Source organism: Actinoplanes sp. NPDC000266 (assembly GCF_042899005.1).
Taxonomy (GTDB): Bacteria; Actinomycetota; Actinomycetes; order Mycobacteriales; family Micromonosporaceae; genus Actinoplanes.
Window position 1 is genome coordinate 202,852 of sequence record NZ_JBIAZI010000004.1, and the last position, 23,984, is coordinate 226,835.

A 23,984-nucleotide genomic window follows, 5' to 3' on the forward strand; every position below is an offset into this window, starting at 1 on the left:
ACCTTGGAGGCTCGCGCCACGAACGGGTAACACGAGCGAAACGTCGGGCTGCGAGGCTCGCGGAGCGCTATCCGGGGAGGTCCCTTGTTCCTCAGCCAGCACGAGCAGGAACGTCTGCTCATCCACGTCGCGGCCGACGTGGCACACAAGCGCCGGGAACGGGGTCTCAAGCTCAACCACCCCGAGGCCACGGCGATCATCACGGCGTTCCTGCTCGAGGGAGCCCGCGACGGCCGTACGGTGGCCGACCTGATGGACGCCGGGCGGCGGGTGCTCACCCGCGACGACGTGATGCCGGGCGTGCCCGAGATGCTGGCCGAGGTCCAGGTCGAGGCAACGTTCCCGGACGGCACAAAGCTGGTCACCGTCCACGGGCCCATCGCATGATCCCCGGCGAGATCATCCACGGCGACGGCGACATCGAGATCAATTCCGGCCGTACGCCCATAGCCCTGACCGTCCGCAACACAGGCGACCGCCCGGTGCAGGTGGGTTCCCACTTCCACTTCGCCGAGTCGAACGAGGCCCTGCACTTCGACCGCACGGCAGCTTGGGGCCACCGCCTGGCCGTCCCCGCGGGCACATCGGTCCGCTTCGAACCGGGCATGCCCCGGGACGTCACCCTGGTCCCCCTGGCCGGCGCCCGCATAGTCCCCGGCTTGCGCGGCTTGGCCGCCGGCCCACTGGACAGCCCACACGAAAACGGGCCGCCGGAAGACGGGCCACCCACCGGATCCCCCGCCACCGCGCCCGACACCGGATCGCCTGCCTCCGGATCGCCAGCCTCCGGATCGCCCGACACCGGATCGCCCGACACCGGATCGCCAGCCTCTGGATCGCCCGCCTCTGGATCGGCTGCCGCCGGGTCGCAGAGCGGCACGGGCGCGCAGAGCGGCACGGGCGCGCAGAGCGGCACGGGCGCGCAGAGCGGCACGGGCGCGCAGAGCGGCACGGGCGCGCAGAGCGGCACGGGCGCTTCTCCCGCCCCACCGCGCCCACCCGCCTTCTCGGACATTTCCGATTTATCGCCTTCATCGGACGCGTGGGAGAACGGGAGCTCGCGGTGACCAGGACTCGTCGGGCGAGCCGGAGAGCCAGAGCTCGCGATGACCAGCAACTCGCCGGGCGAGCCGGAGAGCCAGAGCTCGCGATGACCAGCAACTCGCCGGGCGAGCCGGAGAACGGGAGCTCGCGATGACCAGCAACTCGCCGGGCGGGCCGGAGAACGGGAGCTCGCGATGACCAGCACCTCGCCGGCCGGACCGAGTGGACCCGAGCCGGGACGCCTTGATCGTGGGCGTTACGCGGCGCTCTACGGGCCTACCGCCGGTGACCGGATCCGGCTCGCCGACACCAATCTGCTCATCGAGGTCGAGGAGGACCGCAGCGCCGGCCCTTACCCCGGTGACGAGGTCGTCTTCGGTGGCGGCAAGGTGATCCGCGAGTCGATGGGGCAGTCCCGGGCCACCCGCGCCGAAGGCTCCCCCGACACGGTCATCACCGGCGCCGTCGTGCTCGACCACTGGGGCGTCGTCAAGGCCGACATCGGCATCCGCGACGGGCGGATCGTCGCGCTCGGCAAGGCCGGCAACCCGGACACCATGGACGGCGTCCACCCCGGCCTGGTCATCGGTCCCGGCACCGAGATCATCGCCGGCAACGGCAAGATTCTCACGGCGGGCGCGATCGACAGCCACGTCCACCTGATCAGCCCGACCGTCCTGGACACCGCCATCGCCTCCGGCATCACCTCGATCATCGGCGGCGGCACCGGGCCGGCCGAAGGCACCAAGGCCACCACGGTCACGCCGAATGCCTGGTACCTCGCGCGGATGCTCGAGGCCGTGGATACGTACCCCATCAATGTCCTGCTCCTGGGGAAGGGCAACACCATGTCGGCCGAGTCGATGTGGGAGCAACTGAGGGGTGGCGCCGGGGGTTTCAAGCTCCACGAGGACTGGGGCACCACGCCCGCCGTGATCGACGCCTGCCTGAAGGTCTGCGACGCCTCCGGCGTGCAGGCGGCGATCCACACCGACACCCTGAACGAGGCCGGCTTCGTCGAGGAGACACTGCGCGCCATCGGCGGCCGGTCGATCCACGCCTATCACACCGAGGGCGCCGGCGGCGGCCACGCGCCCGACATCATCACGGTCGCCGGGCAGCCCAACATCCTGCCGTCGTCGACCAACCCGACCCGGCCGTACACCCGCAACACCCTCAGCGAGCACCTGGACATGCTGATGGTCTGCCACCACCTGAACGCGTCCGTGCCGGAGGACCTGGCGTTCGCCGAGAGCCGCATCCGCCCGTCCACCATGGCCGCCGAGGACCTGCTGCACGACCTGGGCGCCATCTCGATGATCGGCTCCGACTCGCAGGCCATGGGCCGCGTCGGCGAGGTCGTCACGCGCACCTGGCAGACCGCCCACGTGATGAAGGCCCGCCGGGGCGCCCTGCCCGGCGACGGCCCGGCCGACAACCATCGGGCCCGCCGCTACGTGGCGAAATATACGATCTGCCCGGCGGTGGCGCACGGCATGGCCGGCGAGGTCGGCTCGGTCGAGCCGGGCAAACTGGCCGACCTGGTGCTCTGGGACCCCGCTTTCTTCGGCGTACGACCGGCGCTGGTCATCAAGGGCGGCATGATCGCCTACGCGCAGATGGGTGACGCGAACGCTTCGATCCCCACTCCACAGCCGATGTTGCCAAGACCGATGTTCGGCTCGTACGGGGTGGTCCCGGCCCAGACGTCGATGGCCTTCGTGGCTCCGGCCGCCATCGACGCCATGCTGACCGACCGGATAGGCGTGAAGCGGGCCTTCGCCCCGGTGGCCGACACCCGCCACGTCACGAAGGCCGACATGCCGCTGAACGACGCCCTCCCCCACATCGAGGTCGACGCCGACACGTTCGAGGTGAGGGTCGACGGCGAGGTCATCGACCCCGACCCGGTGACCGAGCTCCCGATGGCCCAGCGCTACTTCCTCTTCTGACATGCGACAGGTCCGGCATTCCCGGCTTGCGGCGGCGGGCGGAGGAGCGCGGTGAGTCTCGCGACGCTCCTCCTGCTGGCCGACGGCCGTCTCCCCTCAGGCGGCCACGCCCATTCCGGCGGCCTGGAGGCGCAGGTGGCAGCCGGCCGGGTCCGCGACCTGGACGGCCTGAGCGGCTTTCTCCGCGGAAAACTGGCCACCACGGGCCTGGTCGCCGCAACCTTCGCCGCCGCCGCGTGCCACCGCGCGCCCAGCACTCAACCGCAAGCCCACCACCCCGCCGTCGCGCCGCCCGCCCAGCCCCCGGTGCCGGATGTTTCGGACTTGGACCGCGGGCTCGATGCTCGTACGCCGTCGCCTGCCCTGAGGAAAGCGTCGCGCGCTCAAGGGCGGGCGCTACTGCGGGCGGGCCGGGCGATGTGGTACCTCCCCGTGATCGGGCGGGAACCGCACCAGCCGATCGCGCTCGGTGTGCTGGCCCGGGCGGCCGGGCTCGGGCCGCTCGAAGCGGCCGTCGCGGCGGCGCACGGCACCGTGACCGGGGCCGCCAGCGCCGGGGTGCGGTTGCTGGGGCTTGATCCGTACGCCGTGCACGGGCTTCTGGCCCGGCTCGCCCCCGACTGTGACCGGGTGGCGGCGGACGCCGCCGCCCGGGCCGGCGACCCGGTCGACGAACTGCCGGCCGCGGGCGCTCCCCTGCTCGACATCGGCGCCGAGCTTCACGCCACCTGGGAGGTGCGTCTCTTTGCATCCTGAAACTCACACGCATGCCGTCGACGAGGTGCCCCACACGCACCCCGATCCGGGCGTCGACCCGCACGCGCCCCTTCCCGACGCGCCCCGGGCTCTGCGGATCGGCATCGGCGGGCCGGTCGGCTCGGGCAAGACCGCCCTGGTCGCCGCCCTCTGCCGGGCGCTCGGCGACGAGTTGCGGCTCGCCGTCGTCACCAACGACATCTACACGACCGAGGACGCCGATTTCCTCAAGCGCAACGGCGTCCTCCCGGTCGAGCGGATCCGGGCCGTCGAGACCGGCTGCTGCCCGCACACCGCCATCCGCGACGACATCTCCGCCAACCTGGACGCCGTCGAGGACCTGGAGGCGGCGCTCGGCCCGCTCGACCTCGTGCTGGTCGAGAGCGGCGGCGACAACCTGACCGCGACGTTCAGCAAGGGCCTGATCGACCGGCAGATCTTCGTGGTCGACGTGGCCGGCGGCGACAAGGTCCCCCGCAAGGGCGGGCCCGGCGTCACCACGGCCGACCTGCTGGTCATCAACAAGACCGATCTGGCCCCGCTGGTCGGCGCCGACCTCTCGGTGATGGACCGCGACTCCCGGGCCCGCCGGGGCGACCTCCCCACGGTCTTCCTGTCCCTGGTCGAGGACCGCGCCGCCACCCCGGTCGCCGACTGGATCCGCGCTCTGGCCGCCCGCTAGGTGAAGGCTTTCGCGAGGGTCGCCGCCGAGTCCGGCGGGCGCGGCGGCACCCGGCTCACTGAGATGCGCGGCGAGTCACCGTTGCTGTTGCGGCGTACCGGCCCGTCGCGGGTCCACCTCGTCGGCGGCGCCGCGGGCCCGTTGCGCGGCGACGACCTCCGCCTGGAGATCGTCGTGGGCCCCGGAGCGGCACTCGAGATCCGCAGCGTGGCCGCCCAGCTGGCGTTGCCCGGCCGAGCGCATCTGCCCGCCTCCCGTTACGAGATCCACGCCTCCGTGGCCGAGGGCGGCGAGTTGCGCTGGCTTCCCGAGCCGCTGATCGCCGCCGCCGGGTGCGACCACGTCACCGTCACGAGGGTCGACGTCGCCGACGGCGGGCACCTGCTCTGGCGCGACGATCTGGTCTGTGGCCGTCACAACGAGGAGCCGGGAGACGTACGGACGGAAAGCACCGTTCGTTACGCCGGAGAGACCCTTTATCGTCACGACCTGGCCGTGGGCCCTTCCGCGCCCGGCTGGTCCGGCCCGGCGGTCCTGGGCGGTGGCCGCGCCGTCGGAACGGTCGTCATGACCGGCGCCGACCGGCCCGCGCTGCTGGGCGGCGACGCCGTGCTCATGCCGCTCGCCGGGCCGGGGATGCTCGCCACCGCGGTCGGCGCGGACATCCGGCAGGTGCGGGCCGCGCTGGATCCGCTGTGCGCGGCGAGGGCGGCCGGAGCCACCCTCGCCGTCCCGCTCTAGGCCGCTACCGCGATCGGCACGCCGTGTTCGTCCGTCAGGGCCAGCCTCGTGTGCAGGTTGCCCTGCTGGGCGACCCGGGCGAAATACTCGCTCCGGCGCCGCTGCATGCAGCCCTTGCGGGTCCTCGGTCCGCCCGCCGCCACCGTGAGCAGCTCCGGGGCCAGGGAACTGTTCAAGCCCTCGCGCAGCAGCTGCAACGCCTCCGTGCGCAGCTGGGAGATGCGCGACTCGGTCACGCCCAGGCGGGCCGCCACGTCGCTGAGGGGCTGCTCCTGGAGGAACGACTCGGTCACGACCAGGCGGAGCCGTTCCGGCAGCGCCTGGATCGCCTGGTGCAGATAGCCGAGGCGTTCCCTCTTGAGCAGCAGGTCCTCGGGGCCCTCGGACAGCTCAGGCACCATCTCCTCGGCCGCCCCGGTGGGGAAGCCCTGGAGGCTGAGCAGCGCCGCCTTCTGCACGTCGTCCTCGACCGTCGCCAACTCCTGCACCCCGATGCCGAGCATCTCGGCCACCTCGGCGTCGGTGGGTGTGCGGCCCAGCGCGGCGGTGAGCTCCTGGCGGGCGGCGGCGGTGCGCCGGGCCCGGGCGCGCACCGAGCGGCTGGCCCAGTCCTGGCCGCGGAGCTCGTCCAGGAGCGCGCCGCGGATGCGTACCGCGGCGAAGCGGTGGAACGGGATGCCGCGGGTGACGTCGAAGGACCGGGCCGCGCCGAGCAGGGCGGCGAATCCGGCGGAGGAAAGATCGTCCGCGTGGACGTGGCCGGGTACCCGGTTCAGAAGTTCCCGGACCAAGTGGCCAACCATCGGCATGTGTTCGCGGACCAGGTCCTCGATATCACGCGCGGACGGCGCGTCGTGGGTCGTGCCGATGGTGGCGGGGAGTTCGGTCGTGTCGCTCACGTAGTCCTCCTCGCTCATACGACCGGTTGGGTGAAAACCGGCTGACGAGAAGAACTTTTGCGAACGAAAGGTGCGAAGGCGGCCGAACTCGGTTGCTATTAGGGTGCTTTTCGCGAGAAAAGCTCAGGTTTAGTGGAAGGCGGCGACGCGCCGGTTCTCCAGAACCCCGGTGAGCTCCTCGTGCACCCAGTGCATGCGGGGCACCGCGATCTCCGGATGGTCACCGAACTCCATGGCCACCTCGGCCGCGCACCCGTCGCTGCCGTAAAGCAGCAGCATGGCGGTCACCGCCCGCTCGACAGCCGCCTGGCTGGGGCACTGGGACGGCTGGAGATCCGAGACGAAGAGGGCCTCCGCCGCCAGATCCTTGACAATGCTGATCATGTCGAACTCCCCGATGTACGACAACTAGCTGTGCGCTGTCCTTAATGCCCGGCCGGCGGCGAATACAACCGATCGGACCCGAAACAGCCCCGCTCTTCAACCTCATCTTCCTCGCGCACCCCTTCGCCCCCGGCCAACACGCCGGGCGAATCAGGAGAAAATGCATGCGCCATCCCCTTCACACTAACTCCGTGCCCGGGGGTCGTCGTCTGCTTTTTTGAGCAGACGGCACAGGACCGGCCCGAAGAGCGGGCCGGTCCTGTGCCGTGGTGCTTTATTCGGTCTCCTCCGGGCAGTCCCCGGGCTCGCCCGGGTCGCAGCCGAGGTCGGGTTGGGTCGGCGTCTCGATGACGGGATCCGGGACGGTGGCGGTCGTCGCCGGGGTCGTCGGCACGTCGGTGTCGTCCGGCGGCTCGGGCTCGACCGGCCCGCCGCCGGTCGTGGTGGTCGTGGTGGCCGTCGGCGTGGTGGCCGGCGGCGTGGTCGTCGTCCCCGTCGGCGTGGTGGTCGTGGTGGTGCCCGGCCTGGGCGACGTCGTCGTCGTTGCACCCGGCTTGGGCGACGTGGTCGTGGGCTTGGCCCCGCCGGTCGGCTTCACGGTCGGCGTGATCGTGACGGTGCCGTCGGGCGCGATGCTGTACCCCGGGTCGGTCGTCGTCGGCACCAGCCGCGAGCTGCCGTCGCTGAGCTGCTCCACCTTCTGCGCCGGCCCACCCGGCTTCGTCGACACGAACGTCTCGCACGTCGCGCCGTTGAGCGTGAACGTCAGCGGCGCGATGTTCGTCGCCGTGTAGCGGCCGGTGATCGGCACGCTCACCGTCGACTTCGCCTTGATCGCGGCCGCCGTCGGCGAGCTCACCTCGACGCTCTGCCCGTTCTGGGTCAGCGTCGTCTTGCCGTTGCCGGAGATGGTCTGGTCGCCCGGCATGAGGAACCAGAGCTTCCAGTCGTTGACCGGGGTGTCGTCCTTGTTGGCCACCGTGACCTGGGCGCTGAACCGGCCCTGGCTGTCGGAGACGACCGCGTAGTTGACCACGCACTCGCCGGTGGGCGCGACCACCGCCGGCGCGGCCACCGCCGCCTTGTCCTTGGGGCCCTTGCCGCTCGCGCTCCAGCCGTACGTGCCGATGGCCAGCAGGAGCACGCCGGCCGTCACGACGAGGATGCGCCGCGTCTTGTTGCCGCCGCGGGGAGAAGCGCCGGCGGGCGAGGCCTGGTTGCCGTAGGCCGGGCGCAACTGCTGACCGGCCTCGATCGGCACCGACTCGAGCCCCGCGAACCGGCTGTTGCGGGCCGGCGCGGACGGGTCGCCCGCCACCGGCGCCGGCGACTGCGGAGCCGCTGCCGCCGCCGCGGCCGCCGCGGCCTCGGTCATGTATTCGTTCGCGGCCGGCAGGATCGTCGTGTTCTCGGCGTCGTCCGACCACTCCGGCACGTAGCCCCGGGCCACCGCCGGCGCGCCCGCCGACAGCGCGGCCAGGATCTGCGCCAGCTCGGCGCTGGACGGCCGGTCGGCCGGCCGCTTCTCGAGGCAGCGCCCGACCAGGGCGTCGACCTCGGCCGGCAGGCCCTCGACGGGCGGCAGCGGGTCGGGTTCGACGTACTGATGAGCTCGGAGCAGGGCCGTGGTGGTGCCCACGTCCCACGGCAGCTGGCCGATGAGCGTGCGGTAGATGAGCAGGCCCACCGCATATACGTCGGTGGCCGGGCTGACCTGCCCGCCCTCGAGCCGCTCGGGCGCGAGGTAGGCCGGCGTGCCCAGCAGGCTGCCGTCGGGGTCGATGTCGTTCTCGCCGATCAGGGCCGAGATGCCGAAGTCGACGACCTTGGCCCCGGTCGGCGTGAGCATGACGTTGGCCGGGGTGACGTCGCGGTGGACGATGCCGCGCGCGTGCGCGGCGGCCAGCGCGGCGGCGACCTCGGCGGTGATCCGCACGGCGTGCTGCCAGGGCAGCTTGCGCGCGCGGGCAAGCACGGCGGCGAGCGACTCGCCGTCGATCAGCTCCATGACCACGTACGGCACCGGCTCACCGTCGACGGTGGTCGCCTCGCCGTAGTCGTAGACGTTCGTGATGTTCGGGTGACTGAGACGGGCGGCCGCCTGGGCCTCCGCGCGCAGACGGCGCCGGAACGCCGGGTCCGCGCTGGTCGACGGCGGCAGCACCTTGACCGCGACCTGGCGCCCGAGGACCTCGTCGAACCCTCGCCACACCACTGACATCCCGCCGGCGCCGAGCCGCTCGACCAGTCGATATCGACCGGCCAGCAGACTCGAACCGGGCAGGTCCGGCTGGCTCATGTGCCCCCACATGCGCGCTTCGTGAGAAACGCCGAGTCGCACCGCCATGCTCCTCGACGCCGGGGGAAAGGTTCCCCATCGACGGCTCGGATGCTAGCCGATGATCGCCTCTATCAGAATCCCGCGTCTGGCGGTCTACCTGCGGTTCGTTACCGTCCGTTTCGCGCCGGATCCCGGCCGTGGCGCGCCTGGGGGAACCCTCCGAAAGTCGGATCTCCGACTCCGTGCAGGCTGACATATCCACATAAGCCGGAGAATGCCCGCTTCATCGGAAGTAGCGGCAGGAACGAGAATCCCGCAGCCCTTTAAGAGCCGCTTAACTGAAGGTCGCCGACAGGTAACGGAGCGCCGAAGGCAACGATCACCAACAATTACTTACCGTAGGGCAATTGTTGAAGCCTTGACCTGAGCAACCCCCGCTGATCGGGTGACGACCTCCGCTGATCAGTCTATTTCTCGTGCCAACCTGAATACGCGGCGTGTCGGCCCGCCGTGGGAACGTTCCCGAACAGCACCGACGCCGGCGACGGGCGCTTCGGCGGCGCCAGCCGCACCGGCACGGGCGCCTCCCCCACCGGCAGGGCGCCGAGCCGGGCCAGCAGGTCGAGCACAGGTTCGAGCTTCTCGTAGATGATCAGCACCACGTCGCCCGAGCGGGCCAGCCGCAGCGCCGCCGGCACCGCCTCCTCGTATCCCCGCGCCCGCACCGCCGTGAGTTTCGGGCGCCGGGCCCGCATCTCCCTCTCCACCAGCGCCGACATCTCGCCCCGGGCCCGGCCGCCCGGATCCTCGTCCTCGTAGAGCACGGCCCGGGTGACGCCGTCGGCGACCACCTGGGCGCTTGCCGCCAGCAGGTCGTCGCGCCGGTCGCCGGGCAGGGTCAGCGCCACCACGCAGCGGTCCGGCCCCCACAGCTTGTGCAGGGTCCGCAGGGTCGCGGCCAGCGCGGCCGGGTTGTGCGCGTAGTCCACGAAGACCGACACGTCGCCGAGCCGCAGCAGCGTGGCCCGCCCCGGGTTGTCGACCACCCAGTCGAACTCGGCCAGGCGGCGGACCACGTCGTCCTGCCCCGCGCCGAGCGCGCGGGCGGCGGCGATCGCCGCGAGCGCGTTCGCCACCACGTGCGGCGCCGCGCCCCCGTACGCGCCGGGCAGTTCCGCCATCCGCAGCAGCGGCGTGCGCCGGGCGCCCGTGGCCTGGGTGAGCCAGCCGTCCTGGAGCAGATAGGCGGTCGCGCCCTTGGCCAGATGCTCGACCACCACCGGCTGGCGCGCGTCCAGCCCGAACCAGACGACCCGCTTGCGGTCGGCCCGCACCCGCGGGCGCTCGACCAGGTTGCGTACCCACGGATCGTCGGCGTTGAGCACCAGCGTGCCGCCCTCACGGACCCGCTCGGCGACCAGCGCCTTGACGTGCGCGAGGTCCTCGATCGTCTCCAGGCCGTCCTGGCCGAGGTGGTCGGCGGTGATGTTGGTGATCACGCCGACGTCCGACCAGTCGTAGCCGAGGCCACGGCGGATCAGCCCGCCGCGCGCGGTCTCCAGCACGGCCACCTGCACGCTCGGGTCGCCCAGGACCATCTGGGCCGAGAGCGGCCCGGTGGCGTCGGCCCGGTAGATCACCCGGCCCCCCACGCGCACATCGTCCGTGGTGGTCAGTCCCACACGCGTACCACCGGAAGCCAGAAGGTGCGCGGTCAGCCGGGCCACCGTGGTCTTGCCGTTGGTGCCGGTGACCGCCGCGGCCGGAACGCGCCCGTCGGAGCCGCCGGGGAACATCGCGCGCACGATCGCGTCGCCGACGTCGCGGGCCCGGCCGCGCACGGGAGCCAGGTGCATGCGCAGCCCCGGCACCGCGTTGACCTCGAGGACGCCGCCGGTGACCTCGCCGCCGTCGACCATCGGCGGCACCGGCTCGGCGATGTCGGGCAGCCGCAGGTCGATGCCGGCGATGTCGAGCCCGAGCAGCGCGGCCACCCGCAGGCAGAGCCGGGCCACGTCGGGATGCACCCGGTCGGTCACGTCGTGGCTGGTGGCGCCGGTCGAGAGATTCGCCGTCGCGGCCAGCCACACTTCGGCCCCGCTCGGAGGTACGCCCGTGAGCGCCCATCCCTGCCGCTCGAGCAACTCCTCGTCGGCCTCCACCCGGGTCAGCACCCGGGAGTGGCCGGCGCCGCGGCGCGGGTCGGCGTTGGTCCGCTCGATCAGCTCGGCGATCGTGGCCCGCCCGTCGCCGACCACGTGCGCGGCGATCCGCTCGGCCGCCGCCACCACCTCGCCCGCCACCACGAGCACCCGGTAGTCGCGCCCGCCGAGCTGCCGCTCCACGATCACGTCCTCCCCGGCCGCGCGGAAGGCCCGCTCGACCTGGGCGGCGGTGCTCACGTCGAGCGTCACGTGGTCGCCGTGCCGGCCCTGTCGTGGCTTGACCACGACCGGCCCGCCGAGGCGGACCAGAAGATCAACCGCTTGGGACGCCGTACGGGCCGGGCCGCCCTCGGCGATCGGCACTCCCGCCTCGGCCAGCAGCCGGCGGGTCACCTGCTTGTCACCGGCGATGTCGACGCCGACCCCGCTGGTCCGGTCGGTCATCGCGGCCCAGGCCAGCCGCCGCCGCACACCCCACCCGAGCCGCAGCAGGCTGAGGTCGTCGAAGCGCTCGACCGGGATCCCGCGCCGCCGGGCCGCCGTGATGATCGCCCGCGTGCTCGGCCCGGCGGCCTCCCGCTCGGCGAGCTCCGTCAGCCGGGAGAGTTCGATGCGCCCGCTGAAAGAGCCGGCGTGGGCGTCGACCACGAGATCGACAGCGGCCTGCAGCAGCTCCCCCGGCAGCGTCGAATCGGGCGACTCGTCCACGGGGCACTCGATGATCACGTCGTAGAGGCCGGGTGCGCCCGCCGAGACCGTACGGCCGAAGCTCACGTCGCGGCCGATCATCTGGGACAGCTCGATGCACGCGTGCTCGGTGACGTGCCCGAAGTACGTGCCCCCGCGCAACCGGCTCACGAACCCGCCCGGCGCGCCCGCCGCGCAGTGATGCTCGGCCAGCCCCGGCAGCGCCCGCAGGAGCCGCTCGGCGAAGCCGGTCACGTCCGAGGTCTCCACGCCGGTGAGCTCGTGGAGCCGCAACCGGGCGACCACGGCGGGCCGGGAGAGGTACACGTTCGGGCCGCGCAGCCGGCGCAGGGATTCGATCTTCATGCGACGCGCCCCCCCTTCACTAGGAGGCTAATCGGAACAAAACCGAAACATCCGGCTAATCGTCGTTATGGGCGGGCAGGAGGTGGGTGACCTCGGGCGGCCCGTCGGCCAGCTCGAGAGCCCGCCGCTCGGTCTCCTCGTCGCTGCCGGTCATCCGGCCCTCGTGCTGGCGCAGATGCTCCTCCCAGGTCGGCACCTGATAGACCTCGACGAACCTGCCCGGCTCCTCGCCGTCGCGGAACAGGCCCCACCGCGAGGCCCCGGTGCGCTGGCGCGAACCCCGCACCGCCTCCATCGCGGCCAGGAACTCGGCCGCCTTCGGGGACGAGACCCGGTAGACGACGGTGACCAGGATGGGCCCCTCGTCCAGATGCGGCTCGAGCATGATGTGCGGCTCGGCCCAGAAGATGGCCGGGCTCCGGTCGGCCCCGTCCTGCTCGTGCACCGGCCACCACACGATCGTCACCGTGCCCGCCAGCAGCGCCACGGCCGCGGCCAGAAAGGCCGTGTCCAGGCCGAACAGCGAGGCGACCTGACCCCAGAGCAGCGCGCCGAGCGCCTGCGACCCGGCGAACACCACCTGATAGATCCCGAAGCCGCGGGCCCGCACCCAGTTCGGCAGGAAGAGCTGGAGGGTCGCGTTCATCCGCGAGACCAGCGTCATCCAGGCCAGCCCGGCCAGCACCAGCACGGCCGTCACCGCGATCGCGTTCGGCACCAGCGCCGTGACCACGAGCGCCCCGCCGTAGACCACCCCGGCCAGCGCGATCAGCCGGTTCGGCGACAGCCCCCGCCGGATGCGGGGCATCAGCAGCGCGCCCGCGATCGCGCCGGCCCCGAGCGCGGCGAGCAGGATGCCGTAGCCGCTCGCCCCCATGTGCAGCTCTTGATGAGCGACCAGCGGCAGGAGCCCCCAGACGACCGCGCCCGGCACGACGAAGAGAACGATCCGGGCCAGCAGGCGGAGCACCACGGGCGAGTAGCGGACATACCGCCCGCCGGCCCGCACCGCCTGCCCGAAATGTTCGGGATGAGCCGGGCGACGCACGGGACGCCGCCACGTCACCAGGGCCAGAGCGAAAACCCCGTACGACAAAGCATTGATCGCGAACACCGTGGCCGACCCGGTCTGCGCCACCAGCAGGCCGGCCACCGCGGGCCCGGCCGAGCGGGCCAGGTTGGTGTTCACCGCGCCGAGCGCCGACGCCGCCGGCAGCTCATCGCGCGGCACCAGCGAGGGGATCACCGCCTGCCACGTAGGCAGGGTCAGCGCCTGCCCCACCCCCAGCAGGAACGTGAAGACCAGCAGCAACGCCGGCGGCATCAGATCGAGGATCGTCAGGACGGTCAGCACCCCGGCCACCGCGAACAGCCCGATCTGCACGGCCAGCAGCAGCCGCCGCCGGTCGACCGCGTCGGCCAGCGCCCCCGACGGCAGGGCCAGCAGCAACACCGGCAGCATGGTCACGGTCTGCACGAGCGACACCCAGGTGGCCGCGTCCGGCTCGCCCACCACCAGCCACTGCGCCCCGACCGTCTGCATCCATGTGCCGACGTTGCCGGCCAGCACCGCGATCCAGAGGTTACGGAAGACCCGCTCCCGCAGCGGCGACCATGGACTCACCCGCGAAATCTACCGGCGCCGCGCTCCCGGCCCCGGACGGGGCAGCACCTCGCGGTAGTCGCCGACCGGGTGGCCGCCCTCGCAGACCACCCGCACACCCACCTCGTCACCGCAGTCCCGGTGCTCGAACCGCAGCGGCGGCCCGTCGGGGTCGGCCAGGTGCCGGTCGCCCCACGCGGCCACCGCGATCATCACCGGGTAGAGGTCGAACCCCTTGGCCGTCAGCCGGTATTCGTGCCGGACCCGCGCCCCCGGCTCCTGGTACGGCTCCCGGCGCAGCACCCCGTTCTCCACCAGCGTGGCCAGCCGGTTGGTCAGCACCTGCCGCGGAATGTGCGTCCGCACCCGCATGTCGTCGAAGCGCCGGATGCCGCTGAAGATCTCCCGCAGCACCACCACGGTCCACTTCTCCCCGAGGATCGCCATGGACCGCTCGATCGTGCAGGCATCGACCGACCAGTTGAGCGCCTCTGTGGAATTCATGACACCTAGGCTAAGTCCACTGGACAGACTCAGCAAACGGCTGCGAGGCTGCGTCCATGACCCAGACCCAGCAGGACGCGCGCACCCGGACCTTCAGCTGGACCGACCCCGCCCTCCACGCTGACCTCATCGGCCGCCGCACCGGCCTGGAGCTCCTGCGGGCGATGGCCTCGGGTGAGCTACCCGCCCCGCCGATCATGCAGCTCATCGACTCGGCCGGCATGCACGTCGAGGAGGGCGCGGTCACCGTCTATCTGGACCCGCAGGAGTTCCACTACAACCCCCTGGGCACCATGCACGGCGGCGTCATCTCCACCCTGCTGGACACCGCCGCCGCCTGCTCCGTCCACAGCACCCTGCCGGCCGGCGTCGGATATACCAGCCTCGACCTCAACGTGAAGTTCCTCCGCCCGGTCACCCTGGCTTCCGGCCGCCTGACCTGCACCGGAAGCGTCCTGCAGAGCGGCCGCCGCACAGCTTTGGCCGAGGCCCGCCTGACCGACTCCCAAAACCGCCTCGTGGCTCAAGCTATGTCGAGCTGCATGCTCTTCAACCTTTAGAGGTACGGGGTTGGCAAAGGGCCCCCGCCGTAAGGATCAGCGCCGTCGTGGTCCGGGCCGTTGCCGGCTGCCGGGCTGTCCTGCAACGAAAGCTCAAACCATGAATCCCCTGCTGGCCGCCCTCGACGGCGCCCACCTCAACGAGATCCTGCTCCCCGGCCACCTCGACCGGGACGACGACGGCCCGCCCCGCTTCGTCCCGTTGATGGGCCGCGCCTACCTGGATCTGGGCGACCGCCTGCTCCACCTGGACGGCGCCACCTACGAGGGCTTCCTGACCCTGAGCCTGGCCACCGCCCCGGCGAACTCGGCCTCCATGGCCGACGACGAGGACTACGAGTTCGCCACCGCCACGGTCGGCACACCGGCCTGAAAGCCCAGCGCCGGGGACGGCGCCCACACGCCGGCGGGTTCGGGGGTGAGTCAGCGCCGCCAGGCGCGGGCGTTGCAGGACAGCCCGGAAGCCGGGGACGGCCCGGACCACGACGGCGCTGGTCCCTACGGCGGGGGCTCTTCGCTGATCCCGTACCTCTGAAGTTGGCTCAGTTGGCTTTCTTCAACAGACGCTGGCGCCTGGCCTCGCGCTTCTCCTCGAACCGCGCCGCCTGCGTCTCCAGGTCGGCCATATGAGCGGCCAATTCCTCGCGGGCCTTTTCGCCTTCGCCGGTCAGGTCGGTGCGGTTGAAGATGTTCCACTGGCGGATCACCGGCTGGAGGACCTCGTCGCGGTGCTGGCGCAGGTCGTAGATGCCGGCCAGGGCGATCGACAACGCCTTGCGGCCGAAGCCCTCGATGTTGGCGCCGGGCATCTCGAACGCGTTGACCACGTCGGTGACGGCGCGCATGGCGTGGTTCGGGTCGAGGTCGAAAGCGGCGGCCAGCAGGTTGCGGTAGAAGACCATGTGGAGGTTCTCGTCGGCGGCCACGCGGGCCAGCAACTGCTCGGCGATCGGGTCGCCGGTGGCCTTGCCGGTGTTGCGGTGCGAGATGCGGGTGGCCAGCTCCTGGAAGGCGACGTACGCGATCGAGTGGAGGATCTCGTCGGGGTGGCCGTTGCTGTAACCGGCCTGCATGTGTGACATGCGGGCCCGCTCGAGCTCGGTCGGGTCGACGGCGCGGGAAACCGTCAGATAGTCGCGCAGGGCGATGCCGTGCCGGCCCTCCTCGGCGGTCCAGCGGTGCACCCACGTGCCCCAGGCGCCGTCGCGGCCGAACAGCGTGGCGATCTCGTGGTGGTACGAGGGCAGGTTGTCCTCGGTGAGCAGGTTGACGATGAGCGCGGTGCGGGCCACGTCGGGGATCTTCGAGTCGTCCTCGAGCCACGGATCGCCGCCGAGCAGGCCGTCGAAGGTGCGGCCGTCGCTCCACGGCACGTACTCGTGCGGGAACCACTCCTTGGCCAGCGACAGGTGCCGGTCGAGGTTCGTCGCGACGACGGGTTCGAGCTCGATGAGCAAGGCGGTCTGATCCATACGATCACTCCCTACGGTTACGCAACCGTAGGTTACTCCCCACTCCTGTGAGCCGGGCCGCCACTGGCACGCGTCGACGACTATGGATGGATCCGACCGACCATCGAGGAGGCAGTCTTGTTACGACGTGCGCTCATCGCTCTGATCGTCACCGCGGGGATGATCGCCCCGGCCGCTCCGGCCGTCGCTTCCGACAATTCCGTTCTTCAGGACAAACTGGATGCCGTGCACGCGGCGGGGATGCCGGGCGCGTTCGCCGAGGTCCGCGACGGGAAGAAACGCTGGACACCGACCACCGGCGTGATCGACGTGGCCACCGGCGAACCGGTCCGCGACGGCCTGCGCCACCGCGTCGGCAGCATCTCGAAGACGTTCCTGGCCACCACCGTGCTGCAACTCTCCGGGGAGCGCCGGCTCGACCTGGACGCGCCGATCGGGCGCTATCTCCCCCGGCTCGTGCCGGCCGACGTCGGCCGCCGGGTGACCGTGCGGACACTGCTCAACCACACCAGCGGGATCGGCGACTACGACAGCGAGCTGATCAAGACGGCGGAGGACGTCGTCACGCTGTGCGAGACGGTCTACCGGCCGGAGCAGCTGGCCCGGATCGGGCTGGCCGCCGCGCCCACCGAGCCCGGTGTGTACTCGTACTCCAACACCAACTACGTGCTGGCCGGCCTGATCGTCGAAAAGGTCACCGGGCACAGCTACCGCAGTGAGATCACGAAGCGGGTGCTGAAGCCGCTCGGGCTGCGGGACACCTACTTCGAGGGCGCCGACCCGCTGATCCGCGGGCCGCACATGCACGCCTACGTGCCGTGGTACGAGGGCGAGCTCCGCGACTTCACCCGCTGCAAGATGACGTGGGGTTGGGCCGCGGGCGAGATCGTGTCGACCGCGCGCGACCTGAACGTGTTCTACCGCGCGCTGCTGACCGGCAAGGTGCTGAAGCCGTCGCTGCTGGCCCAGATGCAGACGACGGTGCCGGACGGCACGGGCGGCGGATACGGGCTCGGGCTCTACTACGTTGATCTGCCGTGCGGGCGGATCTGGGGCCACGACGGCGGCACCATCGGCCACGTCACGGTCTCCTGGCACAGCGCCGACGGGGTGCGCCAGGTGACGTACGCGCAGAGCATGTCCTTCTATCAGACCTCGCCGGACGAGGCCCACCCGATCGACGTTGCGGTGATCGACTTCCTGGCCACCGCGCTCTGCGGTGACCAGGCGGCCACGCTCAAGTCGACCTACATCAATCCGTTCAGGACCCGCTGACCACCGGGTGCAGGTCGGCGGCCGGCGCTTCCCAGGTGGTGGCGTCGGCCTCGACCTGCTCCCCCGAGCGGATGTCCTTGACGGTGTCGGGCTCGCCCTCGCGGCCCGGGAACCAGACGTACGGGATGCCGCGCTTGTCGGCGTACTGGATCTGCTTGCCGAACTTGGCGGCGGTCGGCGCCACCTCGGCCGGGATGCCGCGCTTGCGGAGCGCGGCCGCCGTCCGGTCGCAGGCGCGGCGCAGCTCCTCGTTGGGCAGCGCGACGACCACGCAGGTCGGCACCGAGCGGGAGACGGCGAGGGCGTTCTGGCCGAACAGGACGCCCAGCATGCGGGAGACGCCGATCGAGATGCCGACCCCGGGGAACTTCTCGTTGCCGACGGTGGCCAGATTTTCGTAGCGGCCGCCGGAGCAGACCGAGCCGAACCGCTCGTAGCCCTCGAGCTGGGTCTCGTAGACCGTGCCGGTGTAGTAGTCGAGGCCGCGCGCGATCTTCAGCTCGGCCACGACCAGGCCGGGGTTGATCTCACGGGCCGTCTCCACCACCTGGAGCAGCTCTTCGAGTCCTTCGTCGAGCAGATCATCCGATACGCCCAATTTGCGCACAGCGTCGACGAACGACCCGTCCTCGGCGGAGATTTCCGCGAGCTGGAGGCACGCTTCGGCCTGCTTTTCCGTCGCGCCCGCAGTTCCGACAAGCTGCTCTATAACGGCTTTCGGCCCGATTTTGTCCAATTTGTCGACGACGCGCAACACCTGGGCGGTGTCCTCCAGGCCCAGGCCCCGGTAGAAGCCCTCGCAGACCTTGCGGTTGTTGACCTGGATGCGCGCCTTCGGCAGTGGCAGCCCGCTCAGCACGTCCCCGATCACCAAGGGCATCTCGGTGTCGTAGTGGAACGGCAGCATCCCCCGGTTGACCACGTCGATGTCGGCCTGGAGGAACTCCCGGTAGCGGCCCTCCTGCGGCCGCTCGCCGCGCCACACCTTCTGGATCTGGTAGCGCTTGAACGGGAACTGGAGCTTGCCCGCATTTTCCGTGACAAAGCGAGCAAAAGGGACCGTCAGGTCGAAGTGCAGCCCGAGCTGATCGTCGCTCTTCTGCCCCTCTTCCGCCTGCAGCCGGCTCAGCAGGTAGACCTCCTTGGAGGTCTCACCCTTGCTCAGCAACGTCTCCAGCGGCTCGACCGAGCGGGTCTCCAGAGGGGCATAGCCGTAAAGCTCGAAAGTTGCCCGCGCGCGGTCGATCACCCGCTGCTCGATCATGCGCTGCGGCGGCATCCATTCGGGAAAACCGGAAATGGGCATTCTCAAAATCTCCTAGGAAAAAAGTCTTCAGAGACCGCGGCTCGGCGCGTCTGGGGTCTGGGTCGTGGCTGGGGTGGGAGCGAGGCGAGGTCCAGATTTCGTCTGGTGGTGGCCCGGGAAAGTTCGGTTACCGGGGTTGTAACCGGGCTTTCCCGGGACGCCGCCAGGCGGAATCTGGGCCACGCCGCAGCCCCGCCTCAGTCACGACCCAGACCCCACCTCCCGCAAGTACGGGTTCTGGGCGCGCTCGCGGCCGATGGTCGTGGCCGGTCCGTGGCCGGGCAGGACGACGGTGTCGTCGGCCAGCGGCAGGATCTTGTCCCGCAGGCTGGTCAGCATCGTCTCGGTGCTGCCGCCCGGCAGGTCGGTGCGCCCGATCGAGCCGGCGAAAAGGACGTCCCCGGAGAGGCAGACCTGCTCTGCGTCCCACGTGGAGCCCGCGCCGGGCAGCCGGAAGAGCACCGACCCGCCGGTATGGCCCGGTGCGTGATCGACGGTCACCTCGAGGCCGGCGAGCGACAGCGTGGCGCCGTCGGTCAGCTCGGCCACGTCCTCGGGCTCCGAATATTCGATGCGGCCGCCGAACAGCTGGTTGAGGTCCATGCTGAGGCCCTTGGCCGGGTCGGCCAGCATCTCGAGGTCGGCCGGGTGGACGTACGCCGTGATGCCGCGCGCGCCGCACACCGGCGCGACGGAGAAGGTGTGGTCGAGGTGGCCGTGGGTGAGCAGCACCGCGGCCGGGTGCAGCCGGTGCTCGGCCAGCACCTCATCGAGGCGGTCGAGCACGCCGATGCCGGGATCGACGATCAGGCATTGCTCGCCGGGCGCGGTGGCCACGACGTAGCAATTGGTGCCGAAGGCATCGGCCGGAAAGCCGGTGACGAGCACAACGGCCCCTCTCTCACGGATTAGAGCGAAATCGTAACGAGAGTAGCCCGGCGGTCGCACACCACTTTCTCAGGAGGTACCCGTACACTCTTGCGGGCGTGTGACAAGGGTCGTAGGAAGGACAGGTTTCGGTGGCATCCAGCAGGGACCGGCAGCGCAAGCTGGCGCGGGCGAAGCTCGATCGGCAGATGGCCCGGCGAGCCGTGAAGGAGCGCCGCCGCCGCCGCATGCTGGCGGGCGTCGGGGCCGGTGCGGCGGTTCTGCTCATCGTCGCCGGCATCGCCTGGGCCGGCGGGGCGTTCGACTCCGACGACACCGACACCACGGCCGCCGAGGACATCTGCGCGTGGACGCCGCAGAGCGCGACGGCCAACACCAACCTCAAGGACGTCGGCACACCGCCCACCACGGGCATCCCGACCTCCGGCACGCGGACCATGACGATCAGCACCAACCAGGGTGACCCGATCACGGTCAGTCTCGACAACACGCTCTCGCCCTGCGGCGCCGAAGATCTGGCCTTCCTGGCGAGCAAGAAGTTCTACGACAACACCGACTGCCACGAGATCACCTCGTACGGGGCGATCCGCTGCGGCGACCCGAGCGGCACCGGCCAGGGCGGCCCGACGTACAGCGTCTACAACGAGAACGTGCCGGCCGCGCCCGAGCCCAGCCCCTCCGCCTCCACCGGCACGGCGGCCGCGGCACCGCTCTACCCGAAGGGCACCGTCGCCCTGATCGGCGATCCGCCGGGCACCAACGGCAGCCAGTTCCTCATCTTCGCCAAGGACTACAGCCCGGCCACGGCCGAGTTCTCGATCGTCGGCACCGTGGCGGGCGGCCTCGACACCGTGACGAAGATGAGCAAGATCCCGACCGTGGCCAACGCGGCCGGCGACAAGGTGAAGCCGAAATCGAAGATCACCATCAAGAGCCTGACTGTCGGCGACGCGGCTGCGGCCGTGCCCGCGTCGCCGTCGGCGAGCACTCAGTCTTAATCCCCTAGGCCGATCACAGCAGGAGGAACACCGTGTCGTCGATCAAGGACCGGCAGCGCGCGGCGGCGCGGGCCCGGCTCGAGAAGGAGATGTCCGAGCGTGCCGCGGCAGCCCGCAAGCGCCGGCAGCGTCAGGCCATCATCGGCTCGGCGATCGCGGTCGTGCTGATCGCCGGCGCCGGGGTGCTCATCGTCACCCAGCTCAACAAGGACGACAAGAAGAGCACCAGCAACGCGGTCGGCGTCCCCGCCGGCCAGGTCGCCTGCACATGGACGCCGGACGCCGGCGGCGGCAAGACCAAGGACGTCGGCACCCCGGCCGCGACCGCGCCCAACACGGGCAAGGACGTGCTGACCATCGAGACCAACCTCGGCACGATCAAGGCCGACGTCGACAAGTCCAAGGTGCCCTGCACGGCGGCCAGCTTCGAGTTCCTCGCGTCCAAGAAGTTCTGGGACAACACCAAGTGCCACCGCCTCGTCAACGAGGACAAGTTCCGCGTGCTCCAGTGCGGCGACCCGTTCGCCACCGGCAAGGGCTACCGCGAGACCGACGGCCAGGGCGGCCCGAGCTACACCATGGCCGAGGAGAACCTCCCGACCGACACCACGAACCCGTACCCCGCGGGCTCGATCGCGATGGCGAACACCGGCCAGCCGGGCAGCACGGGCAGCCAGTTCTTCATCGTCTCCGAGGACACCCAGCTGTCGGCGAACTACACGCTGCTGGGCACGATCACCTCGGGCCTCGACGTGGTCAAGGGCGTGGTCAAGGCCGGTGACGACGGCGCCTTCAAGGAGTCGGCCGGTGGCGGCCACCCCAAGAAGGAGATCGACATCAAGTCGCTGACGATGGCCGCGGCCTGATCGGTTGCTGAAAGGGGCGGCGCTTCGGCGCCGCCCCTTTTTTCATGCTCCGGAAGTGACGCGGTAAGCGTCGAAGACCCCGTCGACCTTGCGGACGGCGGCCACGAGATGCCCGAGATGTTTCGGGTCGGCCATCTCGAACGTGAAGCGGCTGACCGCCACCCGGTCGCGGGTCGTGGTGACCGTGGCCGACAGGATGTTCACCCGTTCCTCGGACAGCACCCGGGTCACGTCGGCCAGCAGCTTGTGCCGGTCGAGCGCCTCGACCTGGATGGCGACCAGGAACGTCGACGCGCTGGTCGGCTTCCAGGTCACTTCGACCACACGCTCCTCCTGCTCGCGCAGGTCGGCCGCGTTGGCGCAGTCCTCACGGTGGACGCTGACGCCGCCTGAGCGGGTGACGAAGCCGAAGACGGCGTCGCCCGGCACCGGGGTGCAGCAGCGGGCCAGCTTGACCCACACGTCGCTGACGCCCTTGACCACGACGCCCGGATCCTGGGCCGTGCTGCGGTTGCGCGGCGGGCGGGTCGCGACGGCGGTCTCGGCGATGTCCTCGACCGCGCCCTCCTCGCCGCCGAAGCCGGCGACGAGTTTCTGCACGACCGACTGGGCGCTCACCGTGTTTTCACCGATGGCCGCGTAGAGCGACGCCACGTCGGGCAGGTGCAGGTCGCGGGCGATGGTCGTCAGGTTCTCGTTCGTCAGCATGCGCTGCAGGGGCAGGCCCTGCTTGCGCATCGCCTTGACGATCGCCTCCTTGCCGACCTCGATCGCTTCCTCGCGGCGCTCCTTGTTGAAGTACTGCCGGATCTTCGTGCGCGCCCGGGGGCTCTTGACGAAGCCGAGCCAGTCCTGCGTCGGGCCGGCGTTCGACGATTTCGACGTGAAGATCTCGATGACGTCGCCGTTGGACAGCGTCGACTCGAGCGGCACCAGCTTGCCGTTGACCCGGGCCCCGATGCACTTGTGGCCGACCTCGGTGTGCACCGCGTACGCGAAGTCGACCGGGGTCGAGCCGGTCGGCAGCGGGATGACGTCGCCCTTGGGCGTGAAGACGTACACCTCCTGGCTCGACAGGTCGAACCGCAGGGCGTCGAGGAACTCCGACGGGTCGCTGGCCTCGCGCTGCCAGTCGAGCAGCTGCCGGAGCCAGGTCATCTCGTCGATGTGAGCCGGCGGGCCGACGATCGTCGCGCCCTTCTGCTCCTTGTATTTCCAGTGGGCGGCGATGCCGAACTCGGCCGTGCGGTGCATCGCGAAGGTGCGGATCTGCATCTCGACCGGCTTGCCGGTCGGGCCGATGACCGTCGTGTGCAACGACTGGTACATGTTGAATTTCGGCATCGCGATGTAGTCCTTGAACCGGCCCGGCACCGGCTGCCAGTTCGCGTGGATGACGCCCAGCGCGGCGTAGCAGTCGCGGACCGTGTCGACCAGGATGCGCACGCCGACCAGGTCGTAGATGTCGTTGAAGTCGCGGCCCCGCACGATCATCTTCTGATAGATCGAGTAGAGGTGCTTGGGGCGGCCGGTCACCTCGGCCTTGATCTTCGCCGACTTGAGATCGAGCCCGACCCGGTTCGTCACCTGGCGCAGCAGCGCCTCACGCTGCGGCTGGTGCTCGCCGATGAGACGGTTGATCTCCTCGAACCGCTTGGGGAACAGCGTGCCGAACGCGAGGTCCTCGAGCTCCCACTTGATCGTGTTCATACCGAGGCGGTGGGCCAGCGGGGCCAGGATCTCGAGCGTCTCCTTGGCCTTCTGCTCCTGCTTGGGGCGGGGCAGGAAGGTCAGGGTGCGCATGTTGTGCAGCCGGTCGGCCAGCTTGATGACCAGCACCCGCGGGTCCTTGGCCATGGCCACGACCATCTTGCGGATCGTCTCGGCCTTGGCCGCGTCGCCCAGTTTCACCCGGTCGAGCTTGGTCACGCCGTCGACCAGCAGCGCCACCTCGGCGCCGAAGTCGGAGCGCATCTGCTCGAGCGAGTAGTCGGTGTCCTCGATCGTGTCGTGCAGCAGGGCCGCGACCAGCGTGGTCGTGTCCATGCCGAGGTTGGCCAGGATCGTGGCCACCGCGAGCGGGTGGGTGATGTAGGGGTCACCGGACTTGCGGTATTGACCCGAATGCCACCGCGCGGCCACGTCGAAGGCGCGCTGGAGCATGCGCCCGTCGGCCTTGGGGTGGCTGGCCCGGTGGGTCGCGATCAGCGGCTCGAGGACCTCGCTGACCTGCGTGCTCTGCCACGGCGCGTTGAAGCGCGCGAGACGGGCCCGGACGCGGCGCCCCGTGGGCGCGCTGGCCAGGCCGAACCTTTCCTCACCGGCGGGCAGCGGCTGGGTGTCGTCGGCGTCGGCCGCGGGAACGGCCGGCCGGGGACCCTCAGGCCGCGCTTCAACCGCGGGCGCCGAAGCGTCCGCACCGGTCCGTGTGTTCTCGGTCGGCTGCACCGTGCCCTCCGCCGGAGGGGCGACGTCGCTGGACACCGGCCTCCTCACACCCTCGTCAATAGTGGGTTGGTTCACCTGGTTAGGAACGCCATCCTACCCGCACGCTC

General features: G+C 70.7%; 21 protein-coding genes. 11 read left to right on the forward strand and 10 right to left on the reverse strand.

The window, feature by feature from the left end:
- The first annotated feature begins 84 nt into the window (after positions 1 to 84).
- The 6 genes from ACFY36_RS17415 to ACFY36_RS17440 all read left to right on the forward strand — a co-directional run bounded on the left by ACFY36_RS17415 (position 85) and on the right by ACFY36_RS17440 (position 5,175).
- On the forward strand, positions 85 to 387 hold the full coding sequence (locus ACFY36_RS17415; protein WP_499746987.1) for an urease subunit gamma: 303 nt from the start codon (positions 85 to 87) through the stop codon (positions 385 to 387).
- On the forward strand, positions 384 to 1,067 hold the full coding sequence (locus ACFY36_RS17420) for an urease subunit beta (RefSeq protein ID WP_499746988.1): 684 nt from the start codon (positions 384 to 386) through the stop codon (positions 1,065 to 1,067). Before ACFY36_RS17415 ends, ACFY36_RS17420 begins: the two co-directional genes overlap by 4 nt.
- A gap of 171 nt (positions 1,068 to 1,238) precedes the next feature.
- On the forward strand, positions 1,239 to 2,996 hold the full coding sequence (locus ACFY36_RS17425) for an urease subunit alpha (RefSeq protein WP_499746989.1): 1,758 nt from the start codon (positions 1,239 to 1,241) through the stop codon (positions 2,994 to 2,996).
- Positions 2,997 to 3,047: 51 nt separating this feature from the next.
- Positions 3,048 to 3,752, forward strand: a complete 705-nt coding sequence (locus ACFY36_RS17430) for an urease accessory protein UreF (RefSeq protein WP_499746990.1) — start codon at positions 3,048 to 3,050, stop codon at positions 3,750 to 3,752.
- Positions 3,742 to 4,434 carry an urease accessory protein UreG gene (gene ureG, locus ACFY36_RS17435; RefSeq protein WP_499746991.1) on the forward strand — a complete coding sequence of 231 codons (693 nt, stop codon included), beginning with the start codon at positions 3,742 to 3,744 and terminating at the stop codon, positions 4,432 to 4,434. The genes ACFY36_RS17430 and ureG overlap by 11 nt, the downstream gene beginning before the upstream one ends.
- A complete protein-coding gene (locus ACFY36_RS17440; protein ID WP_499746992.1) occupies positions 4,435 to 5,175 on the forward strand; it encodes an urease accessory protein UreD in 741 nt (246 codons plus the stop codon). It abuts the gene before it with no gap.
- On the opposite strand, the gene ACFY36_RS17445 is transcribed toward ACFY36_RS17440, so the two are convergent.
- The 6 genes from ACFY36_RS17445 to ACFY36_RS17470 form a co-directional block, all read right to left on the reverse strand.
- Positions 5,172 to 6,074 carry a sigma-70 family RNA polymerase sigma factor gene (locus ACFY36_RS17445; RefSeq protein WP_498653854.1) on the reverse strand — a complete coding sequence of 301 codons (903 nt, stop codon included), beginning with the start codon at positions 6,072 to 6,074 and terminating at the stop codon, positions 5,172 to 5,174. The two genes, ACFY36_RS17440 and ACFY36_RS17445, sit on opposite strands and share 4 nt — an antisense overlap.
- Positions 6,075 to 6,203: 129 nt before the next feature.
- Positions 6,204 to 6,458, reverse strand: coding sequence for a hypothetical protein (locus tag ACFY36_RS17450; protein ID WP_499746993.1), 255 nt, complete (start codon positions 6,456 to 6,458; stop codon positions 6,204 to 6,206).
- Positions 6,459 to 6,732: 274 nt separating this feature from the next.
- Positions 6,733 to 8,757 (reverse strand): protein kinase domain-containing protein, encoded by a 2,025-nt coding sequence (locus ACFY36_RS17455; RefSeq protein WP_499746994.1) that lies wholly within the window; start codon positions 8,755 to 8,757, stop codon positions 6,733 to 6,735.
- Positions 8,758 to 9,206: 449 nt separating this feature from the next.
- Positions 9,207 to 11,957: a cyanophycin synthetase gene (gene cphA / locus ACFY36_RS17460; RefSeq protein WP_499746995.1), complete on the reverse strand. Its 2,751-nt coding sequence runs from the start codon at positions 11,955 to 11,957 to the stop codon at positions 9,207 to 9,209.
- 55 nt (positions 11,958 to 12,012) lie between these two features.
- Entirely contained in the window at positions 12,013 to 13,581 is a 1,569-nt protein-coding gene (locus tag ACFY36_RS17465; protein WP_499746996.1) for an MFS transporter, read from the reverse strand.
- 9 nt (positions 13,582 to 13,590) lie between these two features.
- Positions 13,591 to 14,064, reverse strand: coding sequence for a winged helix-turn-helix transcriptional regulator (locus ACFY36_RS17470; RefSeq protein ID WP_499746997.1), 474 nt, complete (start codon positions 14,062 to 14,064; stop codon positions 13,591 to 13,593).
- Positions 14,065 to 14,120: 56 nt separating this feature from the next.
- Between ACFY36_RS17470 and ACFY36_RS17475 the strand changes: the two genes are divergently transcribed.
- Together ACFY36_RS17475 and ACFY36_RS17480 are read left to right on the forward strand one after the other, a co-directional pair.
- Complete coding sequence (locus ACFY36_RS17475) at positions 14,121 to 14,624, forward strand: PaaI family thioesterase (RefSeq protein ID WP_499746998.1); 504 nt, start codon at positions 14,121 to 14,123, stop codon at positions 14,622 to 14,624.
- Positions 14,625 to 14,724: 100 nt separating this feature from the next.
- Positions 14,725 to 14,997, forward strand: a complete 273-nt coding sequence (locus ACFY36_RS17480; protein ID WP_499746999.1) for a hypothetical protein — start codon at positions 14,725 to 14,727, stop codon at positions 14,995 to 14,997.
- A 169-nt stretch (positions 14,998 to 15,166) separates the two neighbouring features.
- On the opposite strand, the gene ACFY36_RS17485 is transcribed toward ACFY36_RS17480, so the two are convergent.
- Entirely contained in the window at positions 15,167 to 16,096 is a 930-nt protein-coding gene (locus ACFY36_RS17485; RefSeq protein ID WP_499747000.1) for an acyl-ACP desaturase, read from the reverse strand.
- Positions 16,097 to 16,213: 117 nt separating this feature from the next.
- Here ACFY36_RS17485 and ACFY36_RS17490 point away from each other — a divergent pair, with 117 nt between their 5' ends.
- Positions 16,214 to 17,371, forward strand: a complete 1,158-nt coding sequence (locus ACFY36_RS17490; RefSeq protein WP_499747001.1) for a serine hydrolase domain-containing protein — start codon at positions 16,214 to 16,216, stop codon at positions 17,369 to 17,371.
- Here the strand turns inward: ACFY36_RS17490 and hisS are convergent.
- Complete coding sequence (gene hisS, locus ACFY36_RS17495) at positions 17,358 to 18,677, reverse strand: histidine--tRNA ligase (RefSeq protein WP_499747002.1); 1,320 nt, start codon at positions 18,675 to 18,677, stop codon at positions 17,358 to 17,360. The two genes, ACFY36_RS17490 and hisS, sit on opposite strands and share 14 nt — an antisense overlap.
- 201 nt (positions 18,678 to 18,878) lie before the next feature.
- A complete protein-coding gene (locus ACFY36_RS17500) occupies positions 18,879 to 19,565 on the reverse strand; it encodes an MBL fold metallo-hydrolase (RefSeq protein ID WP_499747003.1) in 687 nt (228 codons plus the stop codon).
- 131 nt (positions 19,566 to 19,696) lie between these two features.
- On the opposite strand from ACFY36_RS17500, the gene ACFY36_RS17505 reads away from it, so the two are divergent.
- Positions 19,697 to 20,563 (forward strand): peptidylprolyl isomerase, encoded by an 867-nt coding sequence (locus ACFY36_RS17505; RefSeq protein ID WP_499747004.1) that lies wholly within the window; start codon positions 19,697 to 19,699, stop codon positions 20,561 to 20,563.
- 32 nt (positions 20,564 to 20,595) lie between these two features.
- The gene (locus tag ACFY36_RS17510; RefSeq protein ID WP_499747005.1) at positions 20,596 to 21,429 is read left to right on the forward strand and encodes a peptidylprolyl isomerase; all 834 of its coding nucleotides are present in this window, start codon (positions 20,596 to 20,598) and stop codon (positions 21,427 to 21,429) included.
- 42 nt (positions 21,430 to 21,471) lie between these two features.
- Here ACFY36_RS17510 and ACFY36_RS17515 read toward each other — a convergent pair whose 3' ends face one another.
- Positions 21,472 to 23,913, reverse strand: a complete 2,442-nt coding sequence (locus ACFY36_RS17515) for a RelA/SpoT family protein (protein ID WP_499747006.1) — start codon at positions 23,911 to 23,913, stop codon at positions 21,472 to 21,474.
- Positions 23,914 to 23,984: the final 71 nt, after the last annotated feature.

Bases quoted from the DNA above. Each gene is read 5' to 3' on its own strand.
- ACFY36_RS17420 (WP_499746988.1), top strand. From the start codon at position 384: ATGATCCCCGGCGAGATCATCCACGGCGACGGCGACATCGAGATCAAT.
- ACFY36_RS17425 (WP_499746989.1), top strand. From the start codon at position 1,239: ATGACCAGCACCTCGCCGGCCGGACCGAGTGGACCCGAGCCGGGACGC.
- ACFY36_RS17450 (WP_499746993.1), bottom strand. From the start codon at position 6,458: ATGATCAGCATTGTCAAGGATCTGGCGGCGGAGGCCCTCTTCGTCTCG.
- ACFY36_RS17455 (WP_499746994.1), bottom strand. From the start codon at position 8,757: ATGAGCCAGCCGGACCTGCCCGGTTCGAGTCTGCTGGCCGGTCGATAT.
- cphA (WP_499746995.1), bottom strand. From the start codon at position 11,957: ATGAAGATCGAATCCCTGCGCCGGCTGCGCGGCCCGAACGTGTACCTC.
- ACFY36_RS17470 (WP_499746997.1), bottom strand. From the start codon at position 14,064: ATGAATTCCACAGAGGCGCTCAACTGGTCGGTCGATGCCTGCACGATC.
- ACFY36_RS17475 (WP_499746998.1), top strand. From the start codon at position 14,121: ATGACCCAGACCCAGCAGGACGCGCGCACCCGGACCTTCAGCTGGACC.
- ACFY36_RS17480 (WP_499746999.1), top strand. From the start codon at position 14,725: ATGAATCCCCTGCTGGCCGCCCTCGACGGCGCCCACCTCAACGAGATC.
- ACFY36_RS17485 (WP_499747000.1), bottom strand. From the start codon at position 16,096: ATGGATCAGACCGCCTTGCTCATCGAGCTCGAACCCGTCGTCGCGACG.
- hisS (WP_499747002.1), bottom strand. From the start codon at position 18,677: ATGCCCATTTCCGGTTTTCCCGAATGGATGCCGCCGCAGCGCATGATC.